General features: G+C 41.6%; 18 protein-coding genes. 2 read left to right on the top strand and 16 right to left on the bottom strand.

The window, feature by feature from the left end; genetic code table 11:
* Nucleotides 1–76 precede the first annotated feature (76 nt).
* The 13 genes from nuoN to ndhC form a co-directional block, all read right to left on the bottom strand.
* The gene (gene nuoN, locus HUN22_RS07120; RefSeq protein WP_174727495.1) at nt 77–1,570 is read right to left on the bottom strand and encodes an NADH-quinone oxidoreductase subunit NuoN; all 1,494 of its coding nucleotides are present in this window, start codon (nt 1,568–1,570) and stop codon (nt 77–79) included.
* Nucleotides 1,571–1,572: 2 nt separating this feature from the next.
* Nucleotides 1,573–3,171 (bottom strand): NADH-quinone oxidoreductase subunit M, encoded by a 1,599-nt coding sequence (gene nuoM, locus HUN22_RS07115; RefSeq protein ID WP_002120006.1) that lies wholly within the window; start codon nt 3,169–3,171, stop codon nt 1,573–1,575.
* Between the two features lies 1 nt (nt 3,172).
* Nucleotides 3,173–5,062 (bottom strand): NADH-quinone oxidoreductase subunit L, encoded by a 1,890-nt coding sequence (gene nuoL, locus HUN22_RS07110; protein ID WP_016144452.1) that lies wholly within the window; start codon nt 5,060–5,062, stop codon nt 3,173–3,175.
* Nucleotides 5,059–5,367 carry an NADH-quinone oxidoreductase subunit NuoK gene (gene nuoK / locus HUN22_RS07105; RefSeq protein WP_000529822.1) on the bottom strand — a complete coding sequence of 103 codons (309 nt, stop codon included), beginning with the start codon at nt 5,365–5,367 and terminating at the stop codon, nt 5,059–5,061. Before nuoK ends, nuoL begins: the two co-directional genes overlap by 4 nt.
* Complete coding sequence (gene nuoJ, locus HUN22_RS07100; RefSeq protein WP_174727501.1) at nt 5,367–5,885, bottom strand: NADH-quinone oxidoreductase subunit J; 519 nt, start codon at nt 5,883–5,885, stop codon at nt 5,367–5,369. Before nuoJ ends, nuoK begins: the two co-directional genes overlap by 1 nt.
* The gene (gene nuoI, locus HUN22_RS07095) at nt 5,885–6,427 is read right to left on the bottom strand and encodes an NADH-quinone oxidoreductase subunit NuoI (protein WP_004794319.1); all 543 of its coding nucleotides are present in this window, start codon (nt 6,425–6,427) and stop codon (nt 5,885–5,887) included. Before nuoI ends, nuoJ begins: the two co-directional genes overlap by 1 nt.
* A gap of 18 nt (nt 6,428–6,445) precedes the next feature.
* Nucleotides 6,446–7,462 (bottom strand): NADH-quinone oxidoreductase subunit NuoH, encoded by a 1,017-nt coding sequence (gene nuoH / locus HUN22_RS07090; RefSeq protein ID WP_004703499.1) that lies wholly within the window; start codon nt 7,460–7,462, stop codon nt 6,446–6,448.
* A 3-nt stretch (nt 7,463–7,465) separates the two neighbouring features.
* Nucleotides 7,466–10,150: an NADH-quinone oxidoreductase subunit NuoG gene (gene nuoG, locus HUN22_RS07085; RefSeq protein ID WP_174727492.1), complete on the bottom strand. Its 2,685-nt coding sequence runs from the start codon at nt 10,148–10,150 to the stop codon at nt 7,466–7,468.
* Between the two features lie 11 nt (nt 10,151–10,161).
* Entirely contained in the window at nt 10,162–11,493 is a 1,332-nt protein-coding gene (gene nuoF, locus HUN22_RS07080) for an NADH-quinone oxidoreductase subunit NuoF (protein WP_002120030.1), read from the bottom strand.
* Nucleotides 11,490–11,999: an NADH-quinone oxidoreductase subunit NuoE gene (nuoE, locus tag HUN22_RS07075; RefSeq protein ID WP_016144449.1), complete on the bottom strand. Its 510-nt coding sequence runs from the start codon at nt 11,997–11,999 to the stop codon at nt 11,490–11,492. The genes nuoF and nuoE overlap by 4 nt, the downstream gene beginning before the upstream one ends.
* A 13-nt stretch (nt 12,000–12,012) precedes the next feature.
* Nucleotides 12,013–13,800, bottom strand: a complete 1,788-nt coding sequence (nuoC, locus tag HUN22_RS07070; protein ID WP_002120052.1) for an NADH-quinone oxidoreductase subunit C/D — start codon at nt 13,798–13,800, stop codon at nt 12,013–12,015.
* Between the two features lie 84 nt (nt 13,801–13,884).
* Entirely contained in the window at nt 13,885–14,562 is a 678-nt protein-coding gene (locus HUN22_RS07065) for a NuoB/complex I 20 kDa subunit family protein (protein WP_002120034.1), read from the bottom strand.
* Nucleotides 14,563–14,568: 6 nt separating this feature from the next.
* Nucleotides 14,569–15,120 carry an NADH-quinone oxidoreductase subunit A gene (gene ndhC, locus HUN22_RS07060; RefSeq protein WP_016144448.1) on the bottom strand — a complete coding sequence of 184 codons (552 nt, stop codon included), beginning with the start codon at nt 15,118–15,120 and terminating at the stop codon, nt 14,569–14,571.
* Nucleotides 15,121–15,545: 425 nt separating this feature from the next.
* Here ndhC and HUN22_RS07055 point away from each other — a divergent pair, with 425 nt between their 5' ends.
* Together HUN22_RS07055 and HUN22_RS07050 are read left to right on the top strand one after the other, a co-directional pair.
* On the top strand, nt 15,546–16,964 hold the full coding sequence (locus HUN22_RS07055) for a GGDEF domain-containing protein (RefSeq protein WP_174727489.1): 1,419 nt from the start codon (nt 15,546–15,548) through the stop codon (nt 16,962–16,964).
* 92 nt (nt 16,965–17,056) lie between these two features.
* Complete coding sequence (locus HUN22_RS07050; protein ID WP_174727486.1) at nt 17,057–17,410, top strand: hypothetical protein; 354 nt, start codon at nt 17,057–17,059, stop codon at nt 17,408–17,410.
* A 21-nt stretch (nt 17,411–17,431) separates the two neighbouring features.
* Here the strand turns inward: HUN22_RS07050 and bfmS are convergent, their stop codons facing one another.
* Genes bfmS through HUN22_RS18335 form a run of 3 tightly spaced genes read right to left on the bottom strand, consistent with a single transcriptional unit; the run spans nt 17,432 to nt 20,009 of the window.
* Entirely contained in the window at nt 17,432–19,081 is a 1,650-nt protein-coding gene (gene bfmS / locus HUN22_RS07045) for a sensor histidine kinase BfmS (protein ID WP_368074550.1), read from the bottom strand.
* Nucleotides 19,082–19,113: 32 nt separating this feature from the next.
* Nucleotides 19,114–19,830 (bottom strand): response regulator transcription factor BfmR, encoded by a 717-nt coding sequence (bfmR, locus tag HUN22_RS07040; RefSeq protein WP_000076440.1) that lies wholly within the window; start codon nt 19,828–19,830, stop codon nt 19,114–19,116.
* Complete coding sequence (locus HUN22_RS18335; RefSeq protein WP_031947470.1) at nt 19,827–20,009, bottom strand: hypothetical protein; 183 nt, start codon at nt 20,007–20,009, stop codon at nt 19,827–19,829. The genes bfmR and HUN22_RS18335 overlap by 4 nt, the downstream gene beginning before the upstream one ends.
* Nucleotides 20,010–20,141 lie beyond the last annotated feature (132 nt).

Below are 20,141 nucleotides of genomic sequence, written 5' to 3'. Positions count from 1 at the left end.
CGTATTTATTATAATCTTTTTTTAACGCCCAATAAAAAAAAGCCTCCAGTTTTGGAGGCTTTTTTGTACACCAGAATTACTGTTGTGAAAGCATGAAATGTAATGGAGATAAAATTTCTGCTTTTAATGCCAAATTAATCATTGGATCTGGGTAAACACCCAAGATAATAACTAATGCAGCAGCAGCTAATACCATTAAACCACCCACTTTTTGTCCCCAATGAGCATCTGCATCAATACGAGGAGTTTCCGGTGGTGTCATATACATTACAACCATCACACGTAAGTAATAGTACAAACCAATACCACTACCCACAATAATCATGGCAGCTAAGAACCAGTGTTGAGTTGTTACAGCAGCCATTACCACCAAGAACTTACCAATAAAGCCTGCTGTTAATGGAATACCAGCCAAAGATAACATCATGACTGTTAAAGTTGCTGTAAGTACTGGACGACGCCAGAACAAACCACGGTAGTCTGCAAGACTTTGTGCTTCATCTACGTTGTTATATGGGCTAGACATTAACGCTACAGCACCAAAAGCACCGATAGTTGTTAATACGTAAGACACCACATATACAGTTACGCTACCCAAGCTCGCATAAGTCATGCTAATTAAAGCAATTAACAAATAACCAAAGTGAGCAATAGATGAATAACCAAGGATACGTTTTAAGTTAACTTGACGAACAGCAAGTAAGTTACCAACTAAAATCGACAGTACAGCAATGATCGTCAAAATAGTTACTAACGAGTTCACCATCATTGCGCCTGAAGCAAGCATATAGCGCACGAACAAACCAATTGTTGCAACTTTAGCAGCAGTTGCTAAGAAAGTTGCCATTGGCGCTGGTGCACCTGCATATACATCCGGTGTCCATTTATGGAACGGTGCAAGCGACAATTTAAATGCAACAGCAAAGATAATAAGTGCTAAACCTAATAACACCATTGGCTGTTTGATTGCGCCAAATAAAGCCTGTACAGAATCATAGAATGAAAGTGAACCCGTATATGCATAGATATATGCCATACCCATCAACAACATTGCAGAAGCTGTCGCTGAAAGTACAAGGTATTTAATACCCGCTTCAAGTGAATTACTACGTTGATAAGTATAAGCAAGTAAGCCATATACAGGAATCGACATTAACTCAAGGCTAATGAAGAACGACGCGTAGTGAGAGCTTGCAACCATTAACATTGCACCTGCTACAGAAGCAAGTAACAAAAGGTATAACTCTTCGCGGTTGTCTTTATAAGTTTCGATGTAGGCGTGAGACAAAGTACAACAAGCCAATGCCGCAATCAAAATCATAAATTGATAGAACATGGTAAATGGATCAACCATAAACATGCCCATCACATTTGCCGGTACAAACTTACCGCCAAATACTGCAAATAAAATATAAAGTGCAGCGAGGTTTAAACCAACAACAGAAGTCGTTGCGATTAAATTATGATTACGCTTAATAGAAATTAACAACATGACGACGATTGTTGTCAAAGCAACAATCATCACTGGAGCTAAAGGCATAAGCGTAGAGAATGATACTGTGAAGTTCATGATTATTGGATCTCCACATGGTCAAGTTGAGTAGCTGTTTGCTGAACAGTTTCAACGACTTCTTGTACTGGCACATAACTATTGACCAACCACTGCATGCTTGAATGAGATACATCCAAGAATGTTTGTGGGTAGATACCAAGCCAAACGAGACCAATCGCACAAATCATCAAAATACCAACTTCACGAGCAGATAAGTCTTTCAATGGACTAGTGTAATGTTGCTTTTGTTCAGGATTTGGTTCACCGAATAAAGCACGGTGAATCAAGATCAAGCCATATAAACCTGCGAACACAAGGCTGATAGAAGCAAGGATCGTGAAGACAGGATATTTATTAAATGAACCCATCAAAATCAGGAATTCACCAATAAAGTTACCTAGACCCGGTACACCTACAAGAGCAGCAACAAAGAACATCAAGAAAAATGGCAAGTACTGAAGCTGGCCACGAAGACCACCCATTAAACGTAAATCACGTGTATGTAAACGTTCATAGATTTGACCAGACATAATGAACAATGCAGCTGATGACAAACCATGTGCCAACATCATGATCATTAGACCTTGGAAGGTCAAAATGTTACCTGCATAGATTGCAAGTAAGATAAAGCCCATGTGTGAAATCGACGTATAAGCAAGTAAACGTTTCATGTCAGTTTGCTGGTAAGCACACCATGCGCCGTAGAAAATACCAATCAAACCGAAAATAATCGCAATGTCTGCAAACTGTGCAGAAGCGGTCGGGAAGAAAGGAATAACAAAACGAAGCAAGCCATACGCAGCTGTTTTAATCAAGATACCCGCTAAGTCTACAGAACCCGCTGTAGGTGCTTGAGCATGTGCATCTGGTAACCAACCGTGTAATGGGAATACTGGTAACTTCACCGCAAAACCGATGAAGAAACAGATCATGAAACCGTATGCTAAGCCTGCAGGTAAGTGGTTAGCTACAGCTAATAAATAGTTGTAATCGAAACCGATCATGCCTGTCATCATGTAGCCATAAACCACAAGACCTAGGATACCGATTAACATCACTAGACCAGCAATCTGCGTGTAAAGGAAGAACTTAGTAGCCGCGTAAACACGTGAACGACCGTTTGAACCTTTATGACCCCATAACGCAATCAAGAAGTAGATTGGTACAAGCATCATCTCCCAGAAGAAGAAGAACAAGAACAAGTCAATCGCTAAGAATACACCGATAACGCCACCTAAACTCCATAAGAGGTTTAAGTGGAAGAAACCAACGTTCTTTTGAATCTCACCCCATGAACAACCAACAGCAAGTACACCAAGTAACGCTGTTAATAACACCATGAGTAAAGATAAACCATCCACAGCTAAGTGAATGCCAATACCGAGTGATTGAATCCACGGTAAATAGAACTCAGCAGACCAAGTTGGGATTTTAGAACCCAACTCGTAGCTATAAGTTCCACTTTGCCAAAGCGCAAGGCCTAAGCCCAAAGTAATGAGCATACCAATTAAGGCAATCCAGCGTGGCAAAGTTTTGTCGAGCTTATCGACTAACCAACAAATAAAACCGGCAATGAACGGAACAAGGATCAGCGCGGGTAAAATTAAATTGTTTTCCATTTTATTTCCCCACTACCTGAATAACGATCAAGATCATCAATAACACCACTACACCGAGTGACATGCTTGATGCGTATTCACGCAATGAACCTGTTTGACGTGAGCTTGTAAAACTGTTTCCGCCTTTCACGAGTGCAGGAAGAACTAACCACAAACCGTCAATCGGATCACGGCCAAAGATTTTGGCGAAGAATAAATAAGGTTTAACAAAAACGATGTCATACAACGCATCAAAACCAAAAGCAGTACGGCAAATATGTGCCAGACCTGCACCCAAACTTGTTTGAGCGAATGATTTCACTGCACCATAAGCAAATGTAAATAATGCTATACCAACAACTAGACCAACTAGAGCAATACCTACCGCTAAATGCTCTGCCCCATGCATGCCTTCTACAAATTGTTCAGCTACATGGAATTCAGGGATTTTTGCAGTATTCAGAATACCTGCTACCGGTGCTTTTAATACCGCACCAACAAAAGTAGACAGTACAGCTAAAATGCCCAATGGAGCCCAGTAAGTTGCACCTTTAATTTCATGGTAAGGCGTGTTTTCTTGACCAAAGAATACAACCCAGATTAAACGGAATGTATAGATTGAAGTCAGGAATGCACCTGCTACACCCACCCAATATAAGGTGTGGTATAAAGCAACTGATTGACCTTGTACCCAAACTTCACCAAGAATCGCATCTTTAGAGAAGAAGCCAATTGTTAAGAACGGAATCGCTGCTAATGCACCGCCACCAATCGCGAAACAAGCAAACAGGAATTTGTTACGTTTGAACAAACCACCCATTTTGAAAATGTTTTGCTCGTGATGGTAAGCCAGAATCACCGCACCAGAAGACAAGAATAATAATGCCTTAAAGAATGCGTGAGCCAACATGTGGAATAAGCCAGCTTGATAAGCTTCCGCACCTACAGCCATAAACATATAACCCAACTGACTCATTGTTGAGTAAGCCAAGATACGTTTGATGTCTGTTTGAACCAGTGCAGCAAAACCTGCAACTAACAAAGTTACTGCGCCTGTTACTGAAATGAATTGCATCACTTCAGGAGCAAGTTCAAATACGCTGAATAGACGACAACATAAGTACACACCAGCCGTTACCATTGTTGCAGCGTGGATTAATGCAGAAACAGGTGTTGGACCTGCCATCGCATCTGCCAACCATGTTTGCAATGGAATTTGAGCAGATTTACCAGCAGCACCCAAGAACAACATTAATGCAGTCCAAATAGTAAGTGACGAGCTCTTCGTCATTACTTCTGCTGCGTGTTCAACGATGTACTGAGTATTTAGCGTGCCAAATTGTTGGTAAAGCAAGAATAAAGCAATAAGTAAGAATACGTCACCAACGCGGGTCACTGTAAACGCTTTGATCGCAGCCCAACCATTTGCAGGGTTTGCATAATAGAAACCGATCAGCAAGTAAGAGCAAAGACCTACGCCTTCCCAACCCAAGAATAACAACGCTAAGTTGTCACCCAATACAAGCACAAGCATGCTTGCAACAAACAGGTTGAAATAAGAGAAGAAACGCGCATAGCCCTCTTCACCACGCATGTACCATGACGCAAAGATGTGAATTAAAAAACCAACACCCGTGATCATGCCCATCATGAGTAAAGATAAGCCATCTAAATGTAAGCTAATGCCCGGTGCAAAACCGCCAACATTGAACCATGTCCACAAGTTTTGAACAAAAACTTGCTGACCACTTGTGGTAAATGCCATTCCAGCAATGAGTGCAAATAATGCAGATAAGCCTACAGAACCTACACCAATAATTGCTGCAACGTTTTCAGAGAGTTTGTCTCGTCCCGCCGCCAATAAAATAAAACCGATTAGCGGAAATAATACTGTTAGATATAAATAACTCATCCGCGCATCTCACTAGCAGCATCCACATCCAAATGATGGAAGCGATGATAGAACTGAAGGACAATCGCAAGACCGATACATGCCTCTGCTGCTGCAAGGGTCAAAATCAGGATGAACATCACTTGCCCATCTGGTTGCGCCCATACGCTACCCGCAAGAACAAATGCCAATGCTGCAGCATTCATCATGATCTCAAGGCTCATTAACATAAATAATAGGTTGCGTCGCACCATTACACCGTAAAAACCGAGTGCAAAAAGGATGGTTGCAACAATCAAACCATGTTCTAAAGGAATCTGGCCCATTATTCTTTTTCCTCTTCTGCACCTGGTTCACGTTTACCCAAGTGGTATGCTGCAACAAGGGCTGCTAGCAATAACATCGCGGCAACTTCAACCAATAATAAATAGTGAGTAAAGAGTGCTTGACCAACTATTTTTGGTCCAATCACTTGTGCTCCAAGCGGTGCTGAAATAGTGGTGTATTCGCCACCAAGCATCCAAACTAAAAGCAAGCCGAGCAAGAAACTCATGAGTGCTGGATATGCCCAAGCATCTGAAGAAAGCCATTTACGTTCTTGTTCAACGGTGTGTTGACCTAAATTCAACATCATCACCACGAAGACAAACAGAACCATAATCGCTCCGGCATAGACGATGATTTCAAGAGCACCTGCAAAAGGCGCTCCCACAATCATGAAAATACCAGCAACAGCAAGCAATGAAACAATTAGACTAAGTAAAGCGTGTACAGGGTTCGTGTTAGTCACTACACGAACCGTAGAAACGATGGCCACGAGTGCCATCAAATAAAACGGCCACATCATGGTAATAGACTCCGTACATCGATTGGTGCACTTTCTTTTTGTGCTTGACCTTTCTCTTTACCGTTAATCGCCATACCCGTTACACGATAGAAGTTGTAGTCTGGGTATTTGCCTGGACCTGAAATGAGTAAGTTTTCTTTCTCATAAACAAGGTCTTGACGTACATATTCGCCTAACTCGAAGTCTGGTGTGAGCTGAATCGCAGTTGTTGGACATGCTTCTTCACACATACCGCAGAAAATACAACGTGAGAAGTTGATACGGAAAAATTCCGGATACCAACGTCCATCTTCTGTTTCTGCTTTTTGTAGTGAGATACAGCCAACTGGACATGCAACCGCACATAGGTTACATGCTACGCAACGCTCTTCCCCATCTGGGTCACGCGTCAACACAATACGACCACGAAAGCGTGGCGGCACAATCTGTTCAGCCGGTACTTCTGGATATAAAATCGTGTCACGTTTACGCGTTACATGGCTAAATACCATAAACAACGAACGTACAATCGATCCGAATCCAGCTAGAAATTTATACATTTTGTACTCCCTGCTGTCCTAGGCCTGATTCATCAGAATCACAGCACCAGTCACTAACAAGTTGACCAACGCCAATGGCAAACAAATTTTCCAACCAAAGTTCATGACTTGGTCATAACGTGGACGCATTAAAGAACCACGAGCCAAAACAAACATCATTACAAAGAATGCTGTTTTAATCACAAACCAGAATACTGGTGGAACAAATGGAATTTCTAAATTGAATGGTGCTAACCAGCCACCGAAGAATAAAGTCACGATCAATGCAGAGATCAGTACCACGTTGACATATTCAGCAACGAAGAACATACCCCATTTCATACCACCATATTCAACATGGTAACCTTCAGCCAATTCTTGTTCTGCTTCTGGTTGGTCAAATGGATGACGGTGAGTTACCGCAACGCCAGCAACCACAAAAATCAAGAAACCTAAGAATTGTGGAATGACGAACCAAACATCACGTTGCGCTTCAACAATTTCACGAAGGTTAAATGAGCCTGCAATTGCAACCACACCCATCAATGAGATACCCAAGAACACTTCATAAGAAATGGTTTGAGCTGCTGAACGTAAACCACCAAGCAATGAGTATTTGTTATTTGAAGCCCAGCCACCAAACAATACTGCATAGACTGCAATACCCGCCATTGCCATGAAGAACAACAAACCGATACTCATGTCGGCAACACCCAGTGAAGGACTCACCGGGATCACCATGAACGAAAGAACCGCTGTTGCCATTGCAACAGCTGGTGCTAAACGGAATGTAAGTTTGTCAGCAAATTTTGGTGTCCAGTCTTCTTTGAACATGATCTTAAGCATGTCGGCAACGATCTGAAACATACCACCAGGACCAACACGGTTTGGACCATAACGATCTTGCCACCAAGCAAGTAAACGACGCTCGATAAAAGACATCAATGCTGCAACTAAAACCACAACAAGCAAAATCACAACAGCTTGAACGACAGCGTAAGCAATTGGCCAGTTCTCAGCCCAAAGTGGCGTTTGACGTATAATTTCTTGATTCATGAATTACACTCCTAAAGCCACTGAAACAGGCTCAGCTAGTGACACCATTGGTGCTAAACCAACTGGGTAACCAATATAACCTGTAGGTAAATATTCAATTACTTGTACTGGCAAGCTTACAGTCGTTTCGCCTGCTTTTACTGTAATGCGTTGACCTTCTTGAAGGTTCAAACGAGTTGCATCTTGTTCGCCCACTGCAAACACAGCTTCAGGAATTCGAGTTTCCATTGCAGGTGTTTTAATCGTGAATTCGCCAGAACCAAAAATATGATGCATTGGTACTAAACGGAAACTTTCAGGGTTTGCAACAACCGGCACTGGAGCAACATAGCTACGTGCAGGGCGTTTTGCCAAGCGATCGAATAAACGAACACCAGAATCGCCACCTTTTAAGTGACCACCAACTTCATCTTGGTATTTGTTCCAAGATTGTGGAGAGTTCCAACCCGGCGCCCATGCAAATGGTACTAATGATGATGCTTTTTGCGGGCCAACATAACCTTCCATTGAGAATGTTAATGCTGAATCTGGATCGGTAGGCTGTTTAGGCTCATGAACCGATAACGGCGCACGCATTGCTGTACGACCTGAATAACGACGTGGTTCACGCGCGATTTTCAAACCATGTACACGGTAACCTGCATCAGGTGCTACATCTTGGATAGCTTCGAGTACTGGTACATTTTTCACGATGCTTTCAATGACATCGTCAAGCAATGTCCAATCTACAGCCTTACCTTTAATACCAGTTTCAATGGCATGTAACCAACGCCATGATTCTTTAATTGCATATTCAGGTTTGTAGTAGCTTGGATCGTAAACTTGATAGAAGCGCTGTGCACGACCTTCTTGGCTTACAACAGTACCATCACCCTCTGCAAAGCTTGCTGCTGAAAGAACGATATCAGCCTGTTTCACAGTTTCAGTTTCACTGTGATCAAGCACGATTACTGTTTCAGCTTTATCTAATGCAGCTTTTACTTGTGCAGCAGGTAAACGACGGAACAAGTCATTTTCAACAATAACCAGTGTGTCGTAGTCTTGAGCAAATGCTTGTTCAAGGCTTAAACCACCAAACAATGCCAAGCCCATAGAGTTCACTTCAGGAACTACAAGACTTAAACCAGCTTTAGAACCTAAGTTTTGAGTTAACTGTGCTGCAGCTTCCATAATAGAAGCATCTTGCAAGCTTGTACCCGCAATAATTAATGGTTTGTTTGCTGCTTTTAAAGTGTCGGCAATGGTTTGAGCAAATGCTTTTGCATCTTCATCTAAACCACTTACAACTTCACCATTCACTGCCGCAGCAACTGCAAAGCCTAAACGTGCGATGTCATTAGGAGAAGCAACAACTTCACCAGTTGCAACGTCGGCAAGACGAGTTTGAGTTGCAGCTAAAATATAAACCGGAGATTTTGCTTCTTGACCAATACGTTGTACAGGTTCAGCTAACCAATCTGGTGTACGTGTTTTTGCAGCCATTTCGCGTGCTTTGTTTTTCGCAGCTTGGCGAACAGACAATGCCATGCGAGGTGCAGTTTGAGTGAGGTCTTCGCCTAAGATCAGAACAGCATCATAGCTTTCAATTTCACGCATGTTCGGGTTGTAAATACCCTCGGTTTGCATGATAGATGCAGCAAGTTCAACAAGCTTTTGCTCTTTTTGTGCAATACCAGTTGAGTAATTTGCCTGACCTACAAGCTCACGTAATGCGTAGTTTGATTCCAAGCTTGCGCGAGGAGAACCAATACCTAAAACTTTTTTGCCTTGAAGCTTAGCAATCGTTTGATCTAAAGCTTGATCAACAGAAACAGTTGCAACAGTTTCGCCATTACGGAACTGAGGCTGACGTGGACGGTCTGCACGGTTTACATAACCTGTGCCAAAACGACCTTTATCACAAAGGAAGTATTGGTTAACCGAACCATTGAAACGGTTTTCTACACGACGAATTTCACCATAGCGTTCACCCGGAGAAATGTTACAGCCAGAAGAACAGCCTTGACACACGCTTGGTGCATACTGCATGTCCCACTTACGGTTATAACGCTCTGAATGAGTCTTATCAGTGAATACACCTGTTGGACATACTTCAGTCAAGTTACCAGAGAATTCAGATTCTAAAGTACCTGATTCTGGACGACCAAAGTAAACACGAGATGCATTGGCATAGACACCAAAATCTGTACCGCCTGCATAGTCTTTGTAGTAACGAACACAACGGTAACAAGCAATACAGCGGTTCATTTCATGTGCAATGAATGAGCCGAGTTCTTGGTTGTAATGCGTACGTTTTGTAAAACGATAGCGACGACGGTCATGACCTGTCATTACAGTCATATCTTGTAAATGACAGTGACCACCCTCTTCACAAACTGGACAATCGTGCGGGTGGTTGGTCATCAAAAATTCAACAATAGATGCACGGAAATCCGTTGCTTCTTTGTCTTCAATTGAGATATAGGTATTGTCAGATGCTGGTGTCATGCAAGACATGACCAAACGACCACGCGTATCTTCTGGATTCGCATATTGCGTAACAGCACATTGACGGCAAGAACCAACCGAACCTAAGGATGGATGCCAACAAAAATATGGGATGTCGATGCCCAGACTCAAACATGCTTGTAGCAAGTTTTCCGAGCCGTTGACTTCATACGATTTTCCATCGACATGAATTGTAGCCATAGTCGAATTCCTTAAGCTTGTTCTACGTTGCTGGTTTGCACGACAGGACGATTCGTCACTTTCGCTTCAAACTCACCACGGAAATGTTTGAGTGCGCCCATAAGCGGCTCCATCGCACCTGGTGCGTGAGCACAGAAAGTTTTACCAATCCATAATTTACGAGTTAGTTCTTGTAAATGGTCGATATCTTCTTTCTTACCTTCGCCTGCTTCAAGTGCTTTAAGCGCTTTAACAGCCCATGGCAAACCATCACGGCACGGTGTACAGAAACCACATGATTCACGCGCAAAGAACTCTTCTAAGTTACGAGTGAGCGATACCATACATTGAGTTTCGTCTACCACCATTAACAAACATGTTCCCAAACGAGAACCTGCTTTCATAATCGTGTCCGCATCCATTGGTAAATCAATGGTATCTGCTGGTAAAAAGTCAGTTGAAGCACCACCTGGTAACCACGCTTTAAGCTTCAAGCCTTCACGCATACCACCTGCATGATCTTCAATGACTTCACGTGCAGTTGTACCAAACGGCAATTCCCAAAGACCCGGGAATTTAACTTTACCCGATGCACCATAAATTTTAGTGCCTGGATCTTTTGATTTACCCGCTGATAAACCGATATACCATTCTGGTCCACGAAGCATGATTGCTGGCAAGTTGTTATAAGTTTCAACGTTGTTCACAATCGTCGGACGGCCCCATGCTCCTGCAACTTGCGGGAACGGTGGCTTAGTACGTGGGTTAGCACGACGGCCTTCAAGCGAGTTAATCAATGCAGTTTCTTCACCACAGATATAACGCCCTGCACCCGTATGTACATGCAGATCAAAATTCCAGCCAGAACCTAAGATGTTTTCGCCTAAATAACCTTTAGCACGAATCTGTTCTAATGCTTCATTTAGATATTGAGCAGCCTCGATGTATTCACCACGGATAAAGATATAACCTTGAGTTGCTTCTAAGGTATAACCCGCAATTAACATCCCTTCGATCAATTGATGTGGAAGTTTTTCCATCAACAAACGGTCTTTAAAGGTACCCGGTTCCATTTCGTCGGCATTACAGATCAAGTAACGTGGACCACCATCATTTGGTGCCATCAATGACCATTTAATACCCGCTGGGAAACCCGCACCACCACGACCTTTTACAGTTGCAGCTTTAATGACGTCTAACACTTCAGCAGGTTTCATGCCTAATGCTTTTTTAAAGCCTGCATAACCTTCAAGTGCTTCGTAATCATCAGCACTACGTACCGCTTCTTGTTTGCTTAAACGCCAAGTGAGCGGATGAGTTTCCGGATTACCGTCGCCATAAATTGGTTTTGGTTCAGTATTCATACATACTTCTCCAATAACTGTTTAATTGATGTCACTTCCACTAAACCGTGAGTATCTTCATCAATCATTAAAGTTGGGCCTTTATCGCAGTTGCCTAGGCAGCAAATTGGAAGCAACGTAAAACGACCATCTGGTGTCGTTTGACCATACTGAATTCCTAATTCACGCTGAAACGCTTCAGCAAGAGTTTCTGCGCCCATTAAGAAGCAAGCAATTGAGTCGCAAAGCAAAATCACGTGACGACCTACCGGATGGCGATAGATACGGTTGTAAAATGTTGCAACACCTTCCAAATCAGCAACACTCATCGACAACATCTGTGCGATGGCATTCATCTGAGCATCATCTACCCAACCATTACGGCGCTGTACGCACTTCAATGCATCCAAAGAGGCTGCACGAGGGTATGGATAGTGACCAATGTGATGTTCGATGTCGTGAATTTCTTCCGCAGTCAAAATCCCTTCAACATTCACACGTGGTTTTTTATCAGTCAAAATCATCATTATGTGTTACCTCTTAGCGATCCACGTCAGCCATAACCACGTCAATGGTCGCCAGATAAATGATTAAGTCAGATACCAAACTTCCGTTAATCACTGAAGGCATTTGCTGTAAGTGAGTAAACGTCGGTGTACGAATACGAGTACGATAACTCATCGTCGCTTTATCTGAAGTCAAGTAGTAAGTACTTGCGCCTTTAACCACTTCAGTCATAAATGATGACTCGCCCGCTGGCATGACAGGACCCCATGAAACGCTCAAGAAGTGCGTAATCAAGGTTTCAATATCTTGTAATGTCTTATCTTTCGGTGGTGGAACAGCCAATGGATGATCCGCTTTGTATGGACCAGAAGGCATGTTATCCAAGCACTGTTGAATAATTTTTAGCGACTCGGTAATTTCACGGAAGTGAACAAGCACACGTGCATAAGCATCGCCTTCATACTCAACCGGCACATCAAAATCGAAGTTTTCATAGCCGCTGTATGGACGATATTTACGTACGTCAAAATCGATACCTGTTGCGCGTAAACCAGTACCAGTTACACCCCATGCGAGTGCAGATTTGGCATCGTATTGAGCAACATTACGCGTACGACCAATAAACACAGAGTTTTTCAATGCTGCTGTGTAGTATTCGTTTAAACGTTTAGGCATCCACTCTAACAATTCTTTAACAAGCTTTTGCCAGTTGTTTGGAAGATCGTGTGCTGTACCGCCAATACGGAACCATGCTGGATGCATACGGTAACCCGTGATTGCTTCAACAATGTCGTAAACTTTTTGACGGTCTGCGAACATATAGAATACTGGTGTCATACCACCGGCATCCTGAATTGCCGTACCACAGAATAATAAGTGGTTATTGATACGGAACAATTCGTTCAACATGACACGAATCACTTGCGCACGTTCAGGAACTTTAATACCTGCCATTTGCTCTACAGCCATCACATACGGCATGTTTTGAGCACAACCACCTAAGTAGTCAACACGGTCAGTATAAGGAATGAAAGAGTGCCATGTTTGACGTTCAGCCATCTTTTCCACACCACGGTGGTGATAACCGATATCAGGTACACAGTCCTTCACTTCTTCGCCATCTAACTGCAATACAACACGGAACGCACCATGAGCAGATGGATGGTTAGGACCCAAGTTCAAGAACATGAAGTCTTCATCAGCGTTACCACGCTTAAGACCCCAGTCTTCCGGCACAAAACGTAAGTGCTCTTGTTCAAAGTCTTGTTTCGCTTTGTCTTGCATGTACGGCGTATATTCTGTCGCACGTGCTGAATATTCTTTACGAAGCGGATGACCTTCCCAATAGGTTGGCAACAAAATACGACGGAGCATTGGATGCCCTTCGAAATTGATACCGAACATATCGTAAGCTTCACGTTCATACCAGTTGGCATTTGGCCAGATATTTGTCGCTGTCGGAATGTTTAGATCATTTTCGTTCAAGGCAACCTTGATACGAATGTCACTATTACGCTCAAGCGATAATAAATGATAGAACACAGTGAAGTCAGATGCTGGTAAACCATCACGATGAACACGTAAACGTTCATCCATCGCAGATAAGTCAAACAGCATTACATACGGACGTTCCACTTTACGCAGGAACATAAGGACTTCTTGCACGCGTGCGCGCTCAACCCAGACTGTTGGAAACTCTTCAAAAGTCGCCTGCACGTAAAAGTTCTCACCAAATTTGGTTTTGAGTTCTTCTACGATTGCAAATGCTGGGCGTGAATCAACTGCTGTTGACTCTGGCATAGCAATGTCAGTTTCAGCCATTGGCTTGGCTTCCTATTTAATACAAATTCTGTCAATTTTCTCGATGAACATATCAGTTAGATATGTCAAAACACCGTCAAAAAATTATTTAATCTCATCCATAGAGCGTAAGTTTTTAACGGCAATACGCTCTGCATTCTTACGGTCACGTTCTGGCATCATCTTTGGCTTATACACTGGCTGAAGATCATCACCGATCACGGCAGAAAGCGGGCGTCGCTCTAATTGAATCTGGTCTTGTAAAAGCATTAATGCTTGAATTAATGCTTCAGGACGAGGCGGACAACCTGGGACGTACACGTCAACAGGAATAATTTTGTCTACACCTTGTACTACTGAATAGATGTCGTACATACCTCCAGAGTTTGCACAAGCACCCATTGAAATAACCCACTTAGGTTCTAACATTTGTTCATACAAACGTTGAATAACCGGAGCCATTTTTACAAAGCAAGTACCTGCAACAATCATCAAGTCAGCCTGACGAGGTGAAGCACGGATAACCTCTGCACCGAAACGGGACAAGTCATGCACCCCTGTTAAGGTCGTTGCATATTCGACGTAACAACATGAGGTACCAAAGTTAAATGGCCATAAGGAGTTTTTACGTCCCCAGTTTACTGCTGTATGCAAGACATCCTCTAAACGAGTCATGAATACGTTTTTATTCACTTCTTCTTCAAGCGGATCCGTCACAATTTGACGTTCTTGCAATGGGTATTGATCAGCATCCGGATTCGCGCGGGTTAGAGTATATTTCATCCCGACTTACTCCTTTTCAGATGACAATGCAGGTGTAGTTTTTGACTTAACACGACCTGATGATTGAGCTGGAATCTGGCCTGTAGGGTCAGTTACGAGCTCTTCAATAGAGTTAAAGCGTGTAATTTCAGCAATGTTCATTGTTGGTGAACCGACTTTAATCGCCTCACCTGCTGATTTACGGCGATCTGCTGGTGACCAACTTAAAGCACCTACAGAGAAGGCATAAACAAGCGCAATCAATAAATCAACGACAAAGATCACGACAGTGGTATATCCCAACCATCCTACTTCACGCACAGAAGTAGACCATGCATAGAGGTAAAGTGCCTCTAAGTCGAAGACAACAAAGAAAATTGCAACTAAATAGAACTTTGCAGACAGGCGAATGCGAGCGCCACCAGCACTCACGACACCTGATTCAAACTGCTCTTGCTTAGCACGTCCCCACGATTTTCCCCCGAGGAGTAAGGGAACTGTGAGCATAAAGACGCAAAGAAATGTAACGCCGATCACGAAGGCGATAATCGCCCAGTCGTATGGAGTAATGGCACTCATGCGGGGATAACTCCTGGCAGGCCTATTATTTAACAAAGAATGTATGTATTGGCCTTCAAATACACCAAACACAAAATTAATCCCGCCAATTGTACCTGATTTCTAATTTCCCATGCTAGTTGAAGCGTCTTAGTCTTTCGGATGATTTTCTAGACAAAACTATTGATCTATGTGTTGTAAGGGGGGTTTCACCGCACATAATCGGTTTATTTAATAGTTTTTTTATTTATGATGATTTTTTTCATTTTTTAATTTTAGAATATTTACACAGTTGAATCGCTTATTAACTTTTTATAACTTACTTTTTTATAATATTAGTTTGTTTTTTTATTGTATTCAGCTTCTTCTCTGAATTATGATGAATGTTTAATCATGCATAATATTTACTACTCTTGGATAAGAGTATTTATCATTAAGGGCAGCTGATGCCATACTCAGTTCGTGAATTTTCACTTCTATCTTTTTTTAAATTTTTTCTCCTGTTCAACTTCATTATTGCACTATGTTGTTTCATTGGCATCGCATCTCGTCCTTTAAGTTTTCTTGCGTTCTTTTGGCCTGCCAATTCAGTTTTACTTGGTTTACTCATTCGTTTTCCAACTACACGTCGACTAAGTACATTTTTAGGCGCATATAGTGGCTATGTGATTGCCGATCTATTTCAAGGCACCCCTTTTGCTCTCACACTCGTTTTAACCACAGCAAACTTTCTTTATGTTATTACCGCATTTGCGCTCTATATTTTTTTCAACCAGCATATTAAAGCTGCCCACCGTGGTTATTCATACCTTTTTTTATTTGCTTTATGCGGAGTCGGTAGTGTAGTAGGTGGACTGTTTGCAGCAACTTTCGTACCCATGTTTAATACTAAATTTATGCTGGGTGGTTTGTGGGATGAATTCAATTACTGGTTCACCTCAGAATTGCAAAATGCCTTACTTCTTTTACCCATTATATTGAACCTCCCTCAGTATAATCAGGTGAAGAATTACTTTTCAAGAAATCGTGGCCTACAACCAACTGACCTTTTACCTTTTGTAGCAGTGCTTATTTCTATTGCAGCCAGTTATTATGACTCTGGTCCTGGTTCACTCCTTTACCCAATTGCCGCACTCATCTGGTGTGCTATTCGCTATAAACCTATTATTGTTGCACTCATTACGAGTATCACCAGTGCCTACATTATTTATCATGTCTCTGGGCATTACCTTTTACTCTATCCAAATGATTATTTCAGTAATACGATTTCGATCCGTATTGGATTAATCATGATGACGATTGCCCCCCTTACGGTCTCTAGTATTAGTGTTTTGCACTCAGAATTAATTCAGAAGCTTCAACATGCGATTGCACATGATGAGCTAACTTCTAGCCTCACTCGACGCCAGTTTTTACAGTCAGTCAGATTACTTCAAGAAAAAGTACAAAAAGAAAATAAAACCTCAGCTTTTTTCATGCTCGATGTCGACCATTTCAAACAAGTCAACGATAATTACGGCCATCAAATAGGTGATCGTGCCCTACAGGCTTGTGTTACCACTATTCAAAATATTTTACATCCCCATGATTTGCTGGGCCGTTTTGGTGGTGAAGAGTTTGCAATTTTTATTGCAGATACCACAAAAGAAAGCGCTTTCGAACTCGCGGAGCAAATACGAATTAAAATTAGTCAGCAACCGATTTATATTTATGGAAAATTACCCATTTTCATACAAGTGAGTATTGGCATAAGCTTATATTCCCCTTCCTCACATCGAGCTATTGAAAGTTTATTTAAAGAAGCTGATGATGCTTTATATCAAGCAAAACGCCAAGGACGTAATCAAGTCTTTATATCTTTATAGTTTTCTATATAGCCATCTAGTTTAATGAATTTTATACAATATCCTGTGTTTTGCCATGTATGCTAATAAACAGATAATAAGGAGAAAAATGCATGAATCTAGAATATACGCATAAACCTAACTACTACTTGTTTGCACAGCTGCTTGTGCGACATATAGAGAGCTATATTCATAAACATCCAGATGCTGATAATGCGATTTTTGACTTGCGGGATGTCTATGAAATTTTTAGGCAGGATTTTGCGTCAACCACAACGAACCTAGAAGGCATTTTGCATATTGCAGATGAATATAAAATAGAAACGATTAATGGAGATCAACCTCTTATTCAAAAATACCAGATTGATGCAAAAAACAATTCATTACTAATCGATTTTAATTCTGATGCGCTAACCAGCTTAAGAAGTGGAAAGCCTATTTTGGAACCAGATGCGACTCAATTATAAATAGCCCAATAAAAAAGCACCTTATGAAGGTGCTTTTTTATTGGCTTTTAAAGGAGGCTGCTTAAACCGTTTTGCTGGCCATGTCATGATAAAACGAGCGCCACCCAAGTTAGGACTTTCATCCACTTTGATTTCACCGCCAAACCAATAAGCAATACGACTTACGATAGACAACCCTAAACCATAGCCACCCGATGCACGAGTACGGCTATCGTCTAGACGGGCAAAGGCTTCAAATACTCTTTTACGGTCTTGTTCAGGAATACCTGCACCATCATCTTCAACACAAACAAAGGCCATGCCATCGCTGTGAATACCACCGCTAATTCGAACTTTATTATCGCAATAACGAACTGCATTACCTACCAAGTTTTGGACAACACGATGTAAATAACGACGCTCTGCATCTACTTTCACATAAAGTGGAGGAGCAACAAGTTCAATTTCTTTTTGGGTTTTTAAAGCTTCAGTTTCAACTGCAACCTGATCCAACACCTCAAACAAAGTAATTTCATCAAAATCCAGTGAAGGTGTACCCTGCTCTAGTTTTGCATACGTCATGATTTCATCAATTAAAGTATTGAGCGCCTCAATATCTTTATCAATCATGTCGACCTGATGCATACGATGGTTGTAATCGTCTTCTTCAGCCAACATCTCTGTACCAAAGCGAATACGAGCAACAGGTGTTCTAAGCTCATGAGATACCGCTCTCATTAACTCACGCTGAGCCTCGATTAAACGCTGAATATGATCAGACATGTTGTTATAACTTGATGCTAAGTTTGCCATTTCGTCACTTCCTTCAATAGGAACACGCAATGACAAATCACCAGACTTCATGCGATTTAATGCATAACGTACTTGGCGAATTTTACGTTCTAGCGGCAAGATCAATCCATAGACACCTAGACTCAGCAAAAATAAGCTAAATAAGGTAATCCCTGCTGAAAGCTGCAAAGGCATCCAGTTAAACATAGGCACCGGCCCAAGCACGAGCACCTGTGTAGGATGATTCGGAATTGGAGAGACGATTGAAATGGTCGTACCGCGTACTGTAGCACTATCTTTGTACAACATGACGCTTTGGTCTTGGCGTAAACGACCAATTTGCTCAGAGTCCAGATTAATGTCTTGAATATTGTAGATATTAATTGGATAAGAGAAATGTTTTTGAATCTTGGCAAGATATTCTTGTTCTTGACCCGGATAAAACATTAGATAATCAAGTACAAAAATAGGGAGAGCCTTCATTTGGCGCTCACTAATTTTGTCTACTTTTATAGATAAATAGTGCTGAGGATCGTCACGTAAGCCAATAATGATATAAGCAATACTATTACTGGCATCGTAACGGACAACAGATTTTTGAGCTTCGATTCGTTTTTTCTCGGTACGAGATAACTCAACCTTGCTTGCATCAGTATAGTAAATTGGAAGTTCCAATAAATCTGATGCATCTGAAACCCAGTCTATTTTCTGTTGCTTCCCCGGTTGTCGAGCGACTCCCTCACTAATGACATAAGAAATACCATCGGTTAAAGATTCTCGGTATTCTTGTGCCCGTTGATAATTGATGATTTGTACAAGCAAATAACCAAATACAGCAACCAAAACAACAAGAATTACCAGTCCCGCATAAATTCGCAGGAATATACTGTGTTTAAACACTCGATCAACCTTATAGGAAGTTTATTCCGACCTTATAACCCATTGGTTTCTTTAACGAACAAGTAACCTTTACTACGTACTGTTTTAATACGTTTTGGATTTTCAGGATCATCGCCAATTTTTGGACGAATACGTGAAATACGGACATCGATTGAACGGTCCTGACCATCGTATTCGATACCACGTAAACGTTCGAAGATATCTTCACGCGATAAGATACGACCAGCATTTGATGCAAGCAACCATAATAGGTCATATTCTGCGCTAGTGAAGTCAACAAGTTCACCATTTAGCGTTACAGAACGACCGCCATTATCAATTACAAGGTCATCGAACTCGATACGTTGAGCAACTTCATCTTCTACAGTTTTGTCTGTGCGACGTAATAGTGCACGGATACGCGCTAAAAGAACACGTGGTTGAACTGGTTTAGCAACATAGTCATCTGCGCCCATTTCCAAACCAAGCACCTGATCCATATCTTCTGTACGTGCAGTCAACATAAGAATCGGTTGATGGTAATGTGGACGAACTTCACGGCAAACTGTTAAGCCATCGGCACCCGGCAACATGACATCCAAGACCACTAGATCTGGTTGTTCACTAATAATACGACGAATTGCGCGGTTACCATCAGTTTCTACACCAACTTCCAAGCCGTTGCGAATTAAATATTCTTGAGTTAATCGCGCTAAACGCTCGTCGTCTTCAACGATCAGAATCTTTGGTAACTTTTCTTCTTGGCTCATATCATTGCCCCTATAAATCTCGTTTCATGCATCTTAAAAATCTTGCAGATACATTCGTTTATCATTTGCAATATACACACGTTTACATTGTAAACAAGTAGGCGTTCACCAAACTGATACATGACAATCGTATTTTGTTGCATTTTATTAACCTTTGAATTTTCACGTGTTTTTAAGATTTATTTATTGTTATTAAATTTCATATTCTATTCATATTTCCAATGTATGAATATTAAACAAATTATTTCTCTGTTTAGTTTAAATTTATTTAAGTGTTTGTTTTTTGAGTTATCCACAAAGTTATCTATAAG

Origin of the sequence: Acinetobacter lactucae, assembly GCF_013344765.1 — a bacterium.
Classification (GTDB): domain Bacteria; phylum Pseudomonadota; class Gammaproteobacteria; order Pseudomonadales; family Moraxellaceae; genus Acinetobacter; species Acinetobacter lactucae_A.
This window is presented reverse-complemented; position numbering and strand designations above follow the sequence as displayed.